At 70.4% G+C, this 13,159-nt stretch carries 14 protein-coding genes; 12 read left to right on the forward strand and 2 right to left on the reverse strand.

The features are described from left to right. Nucleotides 1–107: 107 nt before the first annotated feature. Nucleotides 108–1,025: a DUF808 domain-containing protein gene (locus HDC31_RS00265; protein ID WP_113681313.1), complete on the reverse strand. Its 918-nt coding sequence runs from the start codon at nucleotides 1,023–1,025 to the stop codon at nucleotides 108–110. 36 nt (nucleotides 1,026–1,061) lie between these two features. Continuing rightward, nucleotides 1,062–2,009 carry an AraC family transcriptional regulator gene (locus tag HDC31_RS00270; RefSeq protein WP_113681312.1) on the reverse strand — a complete coding sequence of 316 codons (948 nt, stop codon included), beginning with the start codon at nucleotides 2,007–2,009 and terminating at the stop codon, nucleotides 1,062–1,064. A gap of 96 nt (nucleotides 2,010–2,105) precedes the next feature. Between HDC31_RS00270 and HDC31_RS00275 the strand changes: the two genes are divergently transcribed. The 12 genes from HDC31_RS00275 to HDC31_RS00330 all read left to right on the forward strand — a co-directional run bounded on the left by HDC31_RS00275 (nucleotide 2,106) and on the right by HDC31_RS00330 (nucleotide 13,146). Beyond that, on the forward strand, nucleotides 2,106–3,206 hold the full coding sequence (locus tag HDC31_RS00275) for an iron ABC transporter permease (RefSeq protein ID WP_218867271.1): 1,101 nt from the start codon (nucleotides 2,106–2,108) through the stop codon (nucleotides 3,204–3,206). After that, nucleotides 3,203–4,288, forward strand: coding sequence for an iron chelate uptake ABC transporter family permease subunit (locus HDC31_RS00280; RefSeq protein ID WP_058631970.1), 1,086 nt, complete (start codon nucleotides 3,203–3,205; stop codon nucleotides 4,286–4,288). Before HDC31_RS00275 ends, HDC31_RS00280 begins: the two co-directional genes overlap by 4 nt. After that, complete coding sequence (locus HDC31_RS00285) at nucleotides 4,288–5,124, forward strand: ABC transporter ATP-binding protein (protein WP_058631971.1); 837 nt, start codon at nucleotides 4,288–4,290, stop codon at nucleotides 5,122–5,124. Before HDC31_RS00280 ends, HDC31_RS00285 begins: the two co-directional genes overlap by 1 nt. Before the next feature lie 76 nt (nucleotides 5,125–5,200). Then, on the forward strand, nucleotides 5,201–6,220 hold the full coding sequence (locus HDC31_RS00290) for an ABC transporter substrate-binding protein (protein ID WP_113681311.1): 1,020 nt from the start codon (nucleotides 5,201–5,203) through the stop codon (nucleotides 6,218–6,220). Nucleotide 6,221: 1 nt separating this feature from the next. After that, the gene (locus tag HDC31_RS00295; protein WP_113681310.1) at nucleotides 6,222–6,878 is read left to right on the forward strand and encodes an isochorismatase family protein; all 657 of its coding nucleotides are present in this window, start codon (nucleotides 6,222–6,224) and stop codon (nucleotides 6,876–6,878) included. Next, entirely contained in the window at nucleotides 6,875–7,612 is a 738-nt protein-coding gene (locus HDC31_RS00300) for an SDR family oxidoreductase (protein WP_179515699.1), read from the forward strand. The genes HDC31_RS00295 and HDC31_RS00300 overlap by 4 nt, the downstream gene beginning before the upstream one ends. A 59-nt stretch (nucleotides 7,613–7,671) precedes the next feature. Beyond that, nucleotides 7,672–8,841 carry an isochorismate synthase MenF gene (locus HDC31_RS00305; protein WP_113681472.1) on the forward strand — a complete coding sequence of 390 codons (1,170 nt, stop codon included), beginning with the start codon at nucleotides 7,672–7,674 and terminating at the stop codon, nucleotides 8,839–8,841. Further along, nucleotides 8,838–10,484: a (2,3-dihydroxybenzoyl)adenylate synthase gene (locus HDC31_RS00310; RefSeq protein ID WP_179515700.1), complete on the forward strand. Its 1,647-nt coding sequence runs from the start codon at nucleotides 8,838–8,840 to the stop codon at nucleotides 10,482–10,484. The genes HDC31_RS00305 and HDC31_RS00310 overlap by 4 nt, the downstream gene beginning before the upstream one ends. Continuing rightward, complete coding sequence (locus HDC31_RS00315) at nucleotides 10,481–11,845, forward strand: lysine N(6)-hydroxylase/L-ornithine N(5)-oxygenase family protein (RefSeq protein ID WP_058631977.1); 1,365 nt, start codon at nucleotides 10,481–10,483, stop codon at nucleotides 11,843–11,845. Before HDC31_RS00310 ends, HDC31_RS00315 begins: the two co-directional genes overlap by 4 nt. Continuing rightward, nucleotides 11,832–12,089 carry a phosphopantetheine-binding protein gene (locus tag HDC31_RS00320; protein ID WP_113681471.1) on the forward strand — a complete coding sequence of 86 codons (258 nt, stop codon included), beginning with the start codon at nucleotides 11,832–11,834 and terminating at the stop codon, nucleotides 12,087–12,089. The genes HDC31_RS00315 and HDC31_RS00320 overlap by 14 nt, the downstream gene beginning before the upstream one ends. After that, complete coding sequence (locus HDC31_RS00325) at nucleotides 12,086–12,310, forward strand: MbtH family protein (protein WP_058631979.1); 225 nt, start codon at nucleotides 12,086–12,088, stop codon at nucleotides 12,308–12,310. Before HDC31_RS00320 ends, HDC31_RS00325 begins: the two co-directional genes overlap by 4 nt. Then, entirely contained in the window at nucleotides 12,307–13,146 is an 840-nt protein-coding gene (locus HDC31_RS00330) for a siderophore-interacting protein (protein ID WP_113681470.1), read from the forward strand. Before HDC31_RS00325 ends, HDC31_RS00330 begins: the two co-directional genes overlap by 4 nt. Nucleotides 13,147–13,159 lie beyond the last annotated feature (13 nt).

A 13,159-nucleotide genomic window follows, 5' to 3' on the forward strand; every position in this document is an offset into this window, starting at 1 on the left:
TGGAGTGAGGCGCGGGCGTGCGGGTTCGACTAGGACGAGGGTGCGGCTCGAGAGCGGCACGTCGCATCCCCCGCACGGCGGATAGTCGCGAGACGGCCGACTCGGAATCAGACGTGCACGTCGGCGGGGGAGGTCTCGCCCTCGTGGAAGCTGGGCGTCTTGCCGAAGAGCCGCGCGATGCCGAGCACGATCACGACGATCAGCAGTCCCAGTGCGAGGCCCGCGATCGCCGACACGAGCGTCTCGACCAGCCAGACCACGAATCCGCCGGCCGGCTCCAGGGCGTGCTCGATCCCGTGCAGCAGGTCGGTGGTGAAGTGCAGCCCCACCTCGCCCAGGTTCACGAGCACCAGGTGGCCGCCGACCCAGAGCATCGCGACCGTGCCGAGGATACTGATGAAGCGAAACACCGCCGGCATCGAGCGCACGATCCTGGTGCCGGTGTGGCGCACGCGCTGCACCGGATTCTTCGCCATCTTCAGGCCGATGTCGTCGATCTTCACGAGCAGCGCGACCGCACCGTAGACGACGCCCGTCATGAGGAGGGCGATCACGGCGAGGATGGCCAGCGTCGCCCAGATGTCGAGCCCCTTCTCGAGACTCGCGAGCGAGATGAGCATGATCTCGGTGGAGAGGATCAGGTCGGTGCGCACGGCGCCCAGCACGAGCTTCCTCTCGTCGCGCGCGCCCTCGTCGGCGTGGCCGTGCTGCACGCCGAACCACTCCAGCACCTTCTCCGCGCCCTCGAAGCAGAGGTAGGCCCCACCGAGGATCAGCAGATAAGGCAGCACCCACGGCGCGAACGCGGTGAGCAGCAACGCCACCGGGATGATGATCAGGAACTTGTTCGCCAGCGAGCCCAGGGCGATCTTGCCGACGACGGGCAGCTCCCTCGCCGGAGTGAGTCCCTGCACGTACTGCGGGGTCACCGCGGCATCGTCGATCACGACGCCCGCCGCCTTCGCCGACGCCTTCATCGCGGCGCTCAGGATGTCGTCGACGACGGCCAGAAGTCCAACGGACATGCGTGGGTTCCCCTCGTGAAGTGCCGGATGATCACACTACCGACTTCGAGGTGCCCCGCCCGCGCCAGACGGCTTCATGTCGCGGGTCTGATGCCGTCTCATCGCGCTCGGCCGGCAGCCGTAGCCACGATGGAACGCGGCGAGCAGACCGTTGTGGGTGAGCCCGACGGCCCTGGCGGCATTCGCCACCGGGTATCCCCGACGCAGAAGCGCAGCGGCCGCTTCGAGGCGGACCGCTGTGCGCCACGTCGTGTAACTCGTGCCGAGCTCCGTCACGAAGGCGCGACGGATGCTCGTCGTGCTGGTGTGCAGGCGTCGCGCCCATCCATCCAGAGTGCGATCATCCGCAGGATCGGCGCGGAGTGCGGCGCCGATTGCGGAGGTCAGGGGGCCGCGCAGCTCCGCGTGCGCGATGCGGGCGACCTCCGACCGCATGCGTGCCCGCTCCGCAGCGGCATCGCTTCTCCGCGGAGCGGGCGCACCAACCGGCGAAACGGCGACCGCGTCGACGTGAGCAGGATCCCCCACTCCGCGGACCGAACGACGTCGACTGCTCCTGCGCAGTGCGGCGCACAGCAGGGGAGAGGCGTCCGCTCCGGAGATCGCGGTCGCCAGCAGCCGGTTGCGCAGCTCCACGGATACGGCGACAGCGCACGGTGCGGAGACGACGCCGGTGGGAGCGCCCGTGCGGTGCACGAACGGTGCGAACCCGGGATGGAACCGCGCGGAATGCGGCACACCGGCCGGGATCCAGATCCCCTCGGTCTGGTCGACCGTGAACGGCTCGCCATCCACCTCGATCACGGCACTGCCGCTCAACGCGACGATGAACTGGTCATCGTCGTGGCGGTGCCTCCCATGACCCCAGGGGGCGAAGTCCTCGTCGTCCGGACCCTCCTCGTTACCTCTCTCGCTTCCGGTCCCTATGTCCTCCGGGGCATCGACACGGGCCTCTTCGGGGATGGGGGGACGTGAACGGAACATGGGACTCCTGGAACGCTGAGTGGGAAATAGTTAGGTTAGCCTAACCTCGGCCATCGCGGGAGATCGCGATCGGGATTGAGGGGAGCAGGGCACGAGGTGAGTACGACCCAGACGGCGGATGCCTCTGAGCGGAAGGTCGCTGAGGAGATCGCCACGGACCCTCGTGCCGTCCTCGGACCGGTCCGCTCGAGCATGCGCCGGAGGCTGATCGGTCTCACCGCACTCCTCCTCTTCCTCGCGGTCGCCGCGCTGCTCTCGCTCGCTATCGGGGCCCGGGACATCGCCCCCGATGTCGTGGTCCGAGCGCTGGCCGCTGCTTTGCGCGGTACCCCGGACGGCGACTTCGAGGCCACGGTCGTGATCACCGAGCGACTGCCGAGGACCATCCTCGGCCTCTTCGTCGGGGCCTGCCTCGGCGGCGCCGGCGTGCTCATGCAGGGGCTCACCCGCAACCCACTGGTCGACGGGGGCATCCTCGGCGTCGAGATGGGTGCGGCGTGCGCGGTCGTGGCGGGGATCGTGCTGATGGGCCTCACCGGCGTGGGTGCGACGTTCTGGTTCGCCCTCGCAGGCGCGGGGATCGCCGCTGCCCTGGTCTTCTCGATCTCGCGGCTCTCCCGTGCAGCGTCCACGGCGATGAGCCTGGTGGTGGCGGGAGCGGCGACCGCCGCGATGCTCGCCGCCGTGATCAACCTCCTGATCGTCCGGGACAACACGGCATTCTCGCGCTACCGGTTCTGGTCGGTGGGGCAGCTCGCTGGGCGCGGGGAGACCATTCCGGAGCTCTGGCCCTTCGCCGTCGCCGGGATCGTCCTCGCCCTCCTCTGCGGCGCCACGCTGAACGCCCTCGCACTGGGCGAGTCGACGGCAGCTGCCCTCGGCGTCCGCGTGCGTCGAGCGCAGCTGGGGGTGGCGTTCGTGGCCGTCCTGCTCTGCGCCGCCGCCGTCGCCGCGGCGGGACCGATCGGCTTCATCGGTCTGATCGGAGCACACCTCGGGCGTCTCATCGTCGGCGCCGATCAACGGCTGCTCGTCCCGTTCGGCATGGTCTGCGGGGCCGCTGTGCTGCTGGCAGCCGACGTTGCGGGGCGCATCACTCCCGGCAACGGGGAGATCGCCGTCGGCATCATGACCGCCGTGGTCGGCACACCGGTCTTCGTCGTTCTGGCGCGCACCAGGAAGCTGGTCGAGGCATGAGCGGGACCGGCACCGTGGCATCCACGGTCGGCATGCACGTCCGACGCCCGAAGGAGGCGGAAGGCGCCGTCGTCGGGCTTCTGAGGGATGTGCGACGGCGCACGTGGCTTCGGGTCTCCGCAGTCTTCGCGGCTCTCGTCGTCATAGTCTTCGCCGCCTTCTCGGTCGAGCTCCTGGTCGGCGGGAGTGCGGAGCTCTCGCCCGGTGCGGTGCTCGATGCGCTCTTCGGCGAGGGAACGGTCGTCGGTCGACTCGTGGTGTGGGAGTCCCGGCTGCCCCGCGCGCTCACCGCCGTGCTCGTCGGCGCGCTGTTCGGCATGGCGGGTGTCGTGTACCAGCGTCTCATCGGCAACGTGCTGGCCACGCCCGACATCATCGGCGTCTCCAGCGGGGCGAGTGCCGGGGCGGTCGCTGTGCTGGTGGGGCTCGGCGGGACCGGCATCGCCGTCCAGGGCGGGGCTGTCGTCGGGGCCGTCCTCGCCGTGCTGGTGATCTTCGGTCTGAGCTGGAAGCGGGAATCGTCCACCTACCGGCTGGTGCTCGTGGGTATCGGGGTGGGGGCGTGCTTCGCCGCCGTGACGAGCTACCTGCTGACGTTCGCCGACACGATGACGTCGACGCGCGCGATGCGCTGGATGATCGGGTCGCTGGCCGGCACCCAATGGTCCGATGTCGCGCTCCTGGCCGCAGCCCTCGCCGTCGGGATCGGCGCCGTCGCCCTCATCGACCCCTCGCTGGACGCGATCCGGCTGGGCGATCCGCTCGCCAGAGGTCTGGGTACGCGAGTCGGACTCATTCGTGTCGCCGCGCTGCTTCTCGGAGCTCTGCTGGCCGCGATCGCCACGAGCGTCGTCGGTCCGATCGCGTTCCTCGCGCTGGTGTCCGGACCCATCGCCTCCCGGCTGGTCCGTCAGGGCGGGCCGTTCCCCGCCGCGCTGGTCGGCGCCGCCCTGCTCCTGCTCTCCGACATGGTCGCGCAATCCGCGCCGTTCGTGAGTCCGGTGCCGACCGGAGTCGTGACCGGACTCATCGGCGCCCCCGTGCTCATCTTCCTGCTCCTGACCCGGAAGGCGGATGCCTGATGACCGTGCTCGATGAGGCTTCGTCCGTTCCCCCCGACGTGGGCAGCGCGGAGCAGCCGATACTGGCCGCGCACGGCGTGCACGCCGGCTATGCCGCGAAGACGATAGTGAGCGACCTCGATCTACTCATCGCCCGAGGAGGGATCACCGCGCTCATCGGGCCCAACGCCTCCGGGAAGTCGACGCTGCTCGGAGCCCTCTCGCGTCTCGTGCCCCTGCAGGCCGGATCGGTGCTCCTCGACGGCGCGGACATCCATGCGCTGCCCACGCGGGAGGTCGCCCGTCGGCTGGGGATCCTCCCGCAGAGCCCGGTGGCACCCGAGGGCATCACGGTCGCCGAGCTCGTGCGGCGTGGTCGTCACCCGCATCGCCGGTTCGGGAGCGCGCGGGCCTCCGACGATCTGATCGTCGCCAGGGCGCTCCTGCGCACCGGCGTGGCCGACCTCGTTGATCGTCCGGTGGACACGCTCTCGGGCGGGCAGCGTCAACGTGCCTGGATCGCGATGGCGCTCGCGCAGGAGACGCCGCTCCTCCTGCTCGATGAGCCGACGAGCGCGCTCGACATCGCCCACCAGGTCGAGGTGCTCGATCTGCTGGTCGATCTCGTGGCCGAGGGGACGACCGTGGTCGTGGTGCTGCACGATCTCGCGCACGCCGCCCGCTACGCCTCGACCGTCGTGGCCCTGCGCGACGGCACCATCGTCGCCTCCGGCCCGCCCACCGAGGTCATCACCGCCGAGCTCGTCGAGCAGGTGTTCGGGGTGCAGGCCCGCGTCATCGCCGACCCCGACACCGGAGCGCCGCTCGTGCTGCCGCGCGGACGCCATGGGATGTGACGCGAGTCGCCCTCGCACTCTGAAGTCGCCCTCGCACTCTGAAGCCCTCCTCTCACCCCGAAGAAAGAAGAGACACATGACCCGCTCCGTGCTCCGCCGCCTGACCGCGGCAGCCGCCGCACTCGTCGTCAGCACCGCGCTGCTCGCCGGATGCGGCGCCTCCGCAGCCACTCCGGCATCGTCTGCCGGCGGGGGCGAGGGCTATCCCATGACGCTCACGAGTCCGTACGGGGAGACGACGCTCCAGAGCAAGCCCGAACGCGTCGCCGTGGTCTCCTCGGTGGACCTCGACATCGCGTTGGCTCTCGGCATCGTCCCGGTGATCAGCCCGCAGTACGGCGACGCCGAACTCGATCCCTGGGAGATCGACGCCCTGAAGGGACTGGGTGAGAAGAAGCTCACGACCTACGACTCCACCGACGGCGTGGACTACGAGGCGATCGCGGTGGCCGAGCCCGACGTGATCCTCGCCACCAGCGGCTGGACCCTCGACGCCGACTACGAGCAGCTGTCGAAGATCGCCCCGATCGTCTCCTACACGGGAGCGGACGGGCTGAGCACGATGACCTGGGAGCAGCGCACAGAGTCGGCTGCCACCGCCCTCGGCCGCAGCGATCAGGCGAAGGAGGTCATCGACAGCATCGCCGCCGACTTCGACGCCGCCGCTGCCGCGCATCCCGAGTTCGCCGGAACGACCTTCACCTATGCGGTCATCCACCCCGAGCAGATCACCTACATCTCGTACGAGGGCAGCGACGTCACGTTCTTCACGAAGCTCGGACTCGCACTTCCGGAGCGCGCCACCGACTTCAGCGCCACCTCGGCCGCGGTGAGCCGCGAGAACCTCGATCTGCTCGACGCGGACATTCTGCTGATGGGCTATCCGTTCGGCGACGAAGGCCTGCTGACGCAATCCGACCTGGAGCAGGACGCGCTGTTCCGCCAGATCCCCGCGGTCGAGGGCGGTCACTACGCCGTGATCGACGACGCCTTCGCCTCTCCCCTGGCCTACCCGACACCGCTCACCGAGTCCTGGCTGCTGGAACGGCTCGTCCCGGTGCTCGCCGACGCCGTGGCCGGAAACGGAGGGAAGTGACATGGGGCTTCCCCGCATCGCGACCTACGACGTGCCGGGCGCACACGAGCATCCGACGGGACGCGTCGACTGGACCGTCGACCCGAACCGCAGCGCGATCCTCGTGCACGACATGCAGCAGTACTTCGTCGACGCCTTCGCGGAGGCGGACGGTCCGGTCGGGCTGGCCATTGGCCACATCTCCCGCCTGCTCGATGCGGCGCGCGCGGCAGGCGTCCCGGTGATCTACACCGCGCAGCCGGCCGCGCAGGCTCCCGACGACCGCGGCCTGCTGTCCGAGTTCTGGGGCCCCGGCCTGCAGGACCAGGAGAGCGCCGCGATCGTGGCAGAGCTGCGCCCCGCTCCCGGAGACACGATCCTCACGAAGTGGCGCTACAACGCCTTCATCCGCACGCCGCTGCGGGAGACGCTCGCGGCCCAGCATCGGGACCAGCTCGTCATCGTCGGGGTCTACGCGCACATCGGGTGCCTGCTGACGGCGGCCGATGCGTTCATGAACGACATCCGGCCGTTCCTCGTCGCCGATGCCGTCGCGGACTTCTCCCGCGAAGATCACCTCTTCGCGCTGGACTACGCCGCCAAGCGATGCGCTCGTGTGCTCGACACCGACACGGTGCTCGCCGCCCTCTCCTCCGACGCGCCAGGAGCGTCCCGATGAGCACGGTGGCCCTCGTCACCGGCGCAGCGGGAGGCATCGGCGCCGCGGTGGTCGAGCGACTGCGGCGCGACGGCCGCACCGTCATCGGCCTCGACCGCGATCCGGGGACGGACGTCGTCGTCGATGTCACCGATCGTGCTGCGGTCGAGGGCGTGGTCGCCGAGATCGAGAAGACGGGAGCGAGCATCGATGTGCTCGTCAACGCGGCGGGGATCCTACGTACCGGCTCCGCGTTCGAAGCGGATCCCGATGACCTCGCCGAGATGCTCGCGGTGAACGTGCTCGGCGTGGCGACGGTGTCGACGGCGGTGGGCACGCGGATGGCGAGGCGGCGGCACGGGTCGATCGTCACGGTCTCGTCGAACGCCGCCGCGACCGCCAGGGCGGACATGGTCGGCTACGGCGCCTCCAAGGCGGCGGTCGCCCAGTACACGATCGGACTGGGTCTCGAGCTCGCTGCCGACGGAGTGCGATGCAACGTGGTCGCTCCCGGCAGTACGCGCACGGCCATGCTCGTCGCCGCCGGGGTCCGCTCCGACGGCGACGACCGCGCGGCGCAGGCGGTGGCGGCAGCGATCGCCGGCGACGCCGGTCGCTTCCGCAACGGCATCCCGCTGGGGCGCGTCGCCGAACCAGAGGACATCGCCGCCGCCGTCGCCTTCCTGATCTCGGACGACGCCCGGCACATCACCATGCAGACGCTGACCGTCGACGGCGGGGCGACGGCGTGCTGAGCGGGAACCCGGAGATCCCGGCTTCCCGGACCCACCCGCAGGCAGTGTGAGGAGAGAACATGTACGGATCGGATGACGTCATCTTCCATGGGCGTCGACGGTGGCACGGCACCGGGCGACGCGCGGTGCTCCCGCGGGAGCTGTCCGCGGGACCGGGTCTGGCCGATGCCGTGCTCTCGATGCTGCGGCGGACGGAGGCGGAGGACGGCGTCCCCCGGATCGCCCTGGGGGCCATCCCGTTCGACCCGTCCCTTCCCGCGCACATCATCGTGCCGGAGCATGTGGTCGAGGTCTCGGCCCAGGACGAAGAGGCGGCCGACGGCGTGGCAGGACCGATCGTCGGCGCATCGTCCGAACCGGCGCAACGTGCCGCGGCCGTCATCCCGCCGGACGACCCGGGCTATCGCATCGCGGTCGGTGCTGCGCTGCGTGCGATCCAGGCCGGCATCGTCACCAAGGTGGTCCTGGCGCGCACGATGGACCTGGAGGCCGGCGATCCGATCGACACCGCCGCGCTGTTCCGGGCCTTCGCGGGGCAGAACCCCTCCGCTTACGCGTATCACGTGCCGGATGACGCGGGCGGAGTGCTCGTCGGAGCCTCCCCGGAACTGGTCGCCGCGGTCGAGGGCGCGCGCCTTCGTTCCCTCCCGCTCGCCGGGACGGCCGCTCGCCACGACGACCCCCGCGCCGACGATGTCGCACGGGTGGCCTTGGGGTCGTCCGCCAAGGATCGCCACGAACACGCGGTGCTGGTCTCCGAGCTCGCCGCGCGGCTGCGCCCGTTCACCGAGACCCTCTCCGTCCCCCGCGAACCCGAGATCGTCGAGACGCCGCGCCTCTGGCATCTCGGTACGCCGATCGAAGGACGCCTGCGTCCGGGGACCACCGTGCTCGACGTCGCGGGGGCCGTGCATCCGACTCCGGCCGTGTGCGGCATGCCGACCATGGCCGCGCACGACCTCATCCGCATCCTCGAGCCGCAGGACCGCGGGCTCTACGCCGGGCTGGTGGGCTGGATGGACTCCTCGGGCGACGGCGAATGGGCACTCGCACTGCGGGGGATCCACGTCTCGGGTTCGACCGCGCGTCTGCATGCCGGCGCAGGGATCGTGTCGGGCTCCGACCCGATCGCCGAGCACGCCGAGACCGCGGCCAAGCTCGGCTCCGCTCTGCGTGCGCTCGCCGCCGTCACCCCGGTGCGTCGCCGCACGCTGGTGGGTGCCGCATGAGCGCCGTGGAGCCGCTGAGCGTGGAACCGCTGACAGTGGAGGGCGTCGTGCCCTATCCCGAGGAGTTCGCGGAGCGCTACCGGCGGGCGGGACATTGGATCGGTGCGACCTTCGACGCGCTGCTGCGCGAGGCGGTCGCGGCGGCACCGAACAGCGTCGCGATCGTGGACAGCGACCGGTCATGGACCTACCGCGACCTCGACGGACGCGTCGGCCGGTTGGCGACGGCGCTCATCGCCGACCAGGGGATCCGTCGCGGTGACCGGGTCGTCGTGCAGCTTCCGAACATCGCCGAGTTCGTCGTCGTGGTGTTCGCCCTGTTCCGAGCGGGGGCGGTCCCGCTGTTCGCGCTGCCGGCGCATCGACGTTCCGAGCTGCTGCACTTCTGCCGGACATCCGAGGCCGTCCTGATCGTCACGGCGGAGTACATCGGCGGGTTCGACCACGCCGCACTCGCCACCGAGGTCGCCGACCTCGTGCCGAGCGTCCGCGGAGTGCTCTTCGCGAGCGCCGTCGAAGCCGTGTCCGACGGGAGGACGCAGGCGCAGACCGTCCCCGTTCGGCCGGAGGACATCGCCTTCCTGCAGCTGTCCGGGGGGACGACCGGCACGCCCAAGCTCATCGCCCGCACCCACGACGACTACCTCTACTCGGTGCGCGAGAGCGCGCGCATCTGCGGGCTGCACGCGCACAGCCGCATGCTCGTGGCGATGCCCGTGGCGCACAACTTCACGATGTCCTCTCCGGGCATCCTCGGCATCATCGCGGCGCACGGCACCATCGTCCTCACCACCGACCCGGACCCCGACACGGTGCTGGCTCTCATCGAGCGGCACGGCGTGACGATCGTCCCCGCCGTGCCTCCGCTCGTCCTCTCCTGGCTCAACGCCCCGCAGCGGCAGTCGCACGATCTGCGCAGTCTGGAGGTCGTGCAGGTGGGCGGGGCCAAGCTCAGCCGCAGCGTCGCCGAGCGGATCGAGCCGGCATTCGGATGTCGTCTGCAGCAGGTGTTCGGCATGGCGGAGGGGCTCGTGAACTACACCCGGCTCGATGACGACCTCGAGACCGTGATCTCGACCCAGGGCCTGCGCATCAGCGAGGACGACGAGGTGCGCGTCGTGGACGAAGCCGACCGTCCGGTGCCGCCCGGCTCGCCCGGGGCCCTGCTGACGCGCGGCCCGTACACGATCCGCGGCTACTTCCGCGCGCCGGAGCACGATGCACGATCGTTCACCGACGACGGCTTCTACCGCACCGGCGACATCGTGATCGAGCGGGAAGACGGCTATCTCACGGTCGTCGGCAGATCGAAGGACCAGATCAACCGCGGCGGCGAGAAGATCGTGCCGGAGGAGATCGAGAACGCGCTCCTCACGCATCCGGACGTGCACGACGCGGCGGTCGTCGGGGTGCCGGACGACGCGATGGGGGAGCGGGTGCACGCCTCCGTCGTGCTGCGCCCCGGCCCCGAGGGGGTTCTCCCGCCGGTGCGACCCGTCGACCTGCGTCGTCATCTCGCCGCCGTGGGACTGGCGGTATACAAGGTGCCCGACGTCTTCGCCCTCGTGCCTGAGCTCCCCGCGACCGGCGTCGGCAAGGTCGACCGTCGAGGGGTCGCCGCACACGAGGGGAGCCGTTCGTGAACGCGGCAGCTCTGGATGAGGGGAAGGACGTCCCCGAGACCGTCGATGTCGTCGGCGTCGGATTCGGGCCGGCGAATCTGGCCATCGCGATCGCTCTGCGCGAGCACGCGGAGGAGGGCAGACCGCTCGAAGCGGTGTTCTTCGAAGCGCAGGAGGAGCCCACGTGGCACCCGGGAATGCTGCTCGAGGACGCGAGCATGCAGATCTCGTTCCTCAAGGATCTGGTCACCTTCCGCAACCCGGTCTCCCCCTACTCGTTCGTTGCGTTCCTCCATCAACGTCAGCGTCTCGTCGACTTCACGAACCGCGGGTGCGCCGAGCCCCTGCGGATCGAGTTCGCCGCCTACCTGCGGTGGGTGGCCGAGGCGTTCGTCGACGTGGTCCGCTACGGATCCCGCGTCGAACGGGTCACCCCCGTCCGCATCGAGGGTGAGGTCGAGGCCTTCGACGTGCTGGTGGCGTCTGCAGACGGCGTGCGCACGGTGCGCGCCCGCAGCGTCATCGTCGCGGCGGGACTGCGGCCGCGATTCCCGGCCGGCATCGCCCCCGGCACGCGCGTGTGGCATTCGGCCGACCATGTGCACCGCGTGGGGCAGCTGCGCGCTCCGCGTCGTCTCGCGGTCGTCGGCACCGGGCAGAGCGCGATGGAAGTCGCCCTCGACCTGTCCGATCGGTTCCCCGAGGCCACGGTCCATGTGATCTCCTCCCAGTTCGGCGTCGCGCCGAGCGACCAGGGGCCCCTGGTGAACAGGATCTTCGACCCGGCGTCGGTAGACCTGCTCTTCGATGCCACCGATGCGGTGCGCGCCAGACTCGACGTGCTCCACCGGAACGCCAACAACGGCGTCGCCAGCTCCTCGGTGATCCGCGCCTTCTTCGACCGGATGTACCGCGATGCCTGGCTCGACCGCGAGCGCCTGGTGCTGCACCGCGTCAGTCGCGTCGTCGCCCTGGAGGAGGCCCCGTCCGTTGTGGAGCTGCGGGTCCAGTCGGACCTCGACGGTGATGTGACCTCCCTCCATGTCGACGCCGTCGTGTTCGGCACCGGCTACCGGCCCTTCGACACCGCGGAGCTGCTGCAGGACGACGTCGACCTCCTCCGCCGCGACGACGCCGGTCGGCCGGTGCTCCGCCGCGATCACTCGGCCACGCTCACCGAGCCGGGCTCGGCGCGACTGGTGCTCGTGGGACAGAGCGAGCACCAGCACGGTCTGACGTCGACGCTCCTGTCGACGACGGCCGTGCGCGCGGGGGAGATCGCCGACGCCCTGGTGGCCGAAGCCGCAGAGAACCAGCACTCGCACGACAGGTCGGCCGGAGCGCACACCGCCGACAGGAAAGGAACCCATGTCACCGTCTGAAGCCCTCGAGCGCGCCCGTGCGCTCGCCGCCGCCGTCGTGCCGGACGATCTCGCCGATGTCCAGGGGGACGAGGACCTCCGGGACTACGGGCTCGACTCGGTCCGCGTGATCGGACTCCTCACCGCCGTGCGCGATGCGGGCGGCGCGATCGAGTACGCCGATCTCGTCGGCGGACCCACCCTCGACATCCTCGCCGGGGCACTCGCCGCGGCGCACCCCGCACCCCAGGAAGGCGAATCATGAGCACCAACCCCTTCGACGACGAGGACGGCGTCTTCCTCGCACTCGTGAATGACGAGGAGCAGTACTCCCTGTGGCCCGAGTTCGCCGAGGTCCCCTCCGGCTGGCGGATCGTGTTCGGTCCGGCGAACCGGGCGGCGACGCTCGAGTTCATCGAGAAGACCTGGACCGACCTGCGCCCGCGTTCCCTGCGCGAGGCGATGGCCGCGGAGGAGGCGCGATGACCGCGGTCGCCCCTGCTCCGGTCGAGTACGTCGACTTCCCCGTGCGCATCCGAGAGGTCGAGGTCGTGCGCACCACCCGGCTCTCCGACACCATGATCAGACTCACCTTCGGCGGCTCGGGTGCAGAAGGGTTCGAGAGCGCGATCTTCGACGAGCACGTGAAGCTCATCTTTCCCGAGCCCGACACAGGCGAGTTGCGGCTGCCCCGCCCCGACGGCGACGAACTCATCTGGCCTCGTCCGATCCCGACCAGCCGCGAGTACACGATCCGCGCGCACCGACCCGATCTGCGGGAGATCGACATCGACTTCGTCGTGCACGCGAGCGGGCTCGCGTCGGACTGGGCGCGTGATGCGCGGCCGGGAGACAGGGTGCACGTCGCCGGCCCTCCCGGGGGATATCGCGTCAGCGACGACTACGACTTCTACGTGCTCGTCGCCGACGAGACCGCGCTTCCGGCGGTCGCCCGCTGGCTGGAGGAGAGTCCGCGCTCGCGAACGGGGGCTGTCGTGATCGAGGTCGAAGGGCCGGGATCGGAGCAGCCGCTGGAGACGCCGGAGGGCGTGTCGGTGACCTGGCTGCACGGCGGTGGGGCGGCGACCGACAACCTCATCCGCGGCGCTCTCGCCGTCGACATCCCCGATGGTGCGCGGGTTTTCGTCTGGCTCGCGGGAGAGGCCGGCGCCATCAAGCCCCTCCGACGCTGGGTGCGAGACGACCTGGGTCTGACCAAGCACCACTCGTCGATCACCGGGTACTGGAAGCGCGGCATCGCCGACACGCACGAGCACCTCGACGATGACGATGACGACAAGGACGAGGACGACGAGGACTGACCTCGCCCCGCCC

Source organism: Microbacterium sp. JAI119 (genome assembly GCF_013410135.1).
Lineage (GTDB): Bacteria > Actinomycetota > Actinomycetes > Actinomycetales > Microbacteriaceae > Microbacterium > Microbacterium oxydans.

What these genes read in the sequence shown, in the direction of transcription:
- HDC31_RS00300 (WP_179515699.1), top strand. Translation starts at nt 6,875, where the DNA reads ATGAGCACGGTGGCCCTCGTCACCGGCGCAGCGGGAGGCATCGGCGCC.
- HDC31_RS00270 (WP_113681312.1), bottom strand. Translation starts at nt 2,009, where the DNA reads ATGTTCCGTTCACGTCCCCCCATCCCCGAAGAGGCCCGTGTCGATGCC.
- HDC31_RS00285 (WP_058631971.1), top strand. Translation starts at nt 4,288, where the DNA reads ATGACCGTGCTCGATGAGGCTTCGTCCGTTCCCCCCGACGTGGGCAGC.
- HDC31_RS00265 (WP_113681313.1), bottom strand. Translation starts at nt 1,025, where the DNA reads ATGTCCGTTGGACTTCTGGCCGTCGTCGACGACATCCTGAGCGCCGCG.
- HDC31_RS00295 (WP_113681310.1), top strand. Translation starts at nt 6,222, where the DNA reads ATGGGGCTTCCCCGCATCGCGACCTACGACGTGCCGGGCGCACACGAG.
- HDC31_RS00325 (WP_058631979.1), top strand. Translation starts at nt 12,086, where the DNA reads ATGAGCACCAACCCCTTCGACGACGAGGACGGCGTCTTCCTCGCACTC.
- HDC31_RS00310 (WP_179515700.1), top strand. Translation starts at nt 8,838, where the DNA reads ATGAGCGCCGTGGAGCCGCTGAGCGTGGAACCGCTGACAGTGGAGGGC.
- HDC31_RS00280 (WP_058631970.1), top strand. Translation starts at nt 3,203, where the DNA reads ATGAGCGGGACCGGCACCGTGGCATCCACGGTCGGCATGCACGTCCGA.
- HDC31_RS00290 (WP_113681311.1), top strand. Translation starts at nt 5,201, where the DNA reads ATGACCCGCTCCGTGCTCCGCCGCCTGACCGCGGCAGCCGCCGCACTC.
- HDC31_RS00305 (WP_113681472.1), top strand. Translation starts at nt 7,672, where the DNA reads ATGTACGGATCGGATGACGTCATCTTCCATGGGCGTCGACGGTGGCAC.
- HDC31_RS00330 (WP_113681470.1), top strand. Translation starts at nt 12,307, where the DNA reads ATGACCGCGGTCGCCCCTGCTCCGGTCGAGTACGTCGACTTCCCCGTG.
- HDC31_RS00320 (WP_113681471.1), top strand. Translation starts at nt 11,832, where the DNA reads ATGTCACCGTCTGAAGCCCTCGAGCGCGCCCGTGCGCTCGCCGCCGCC.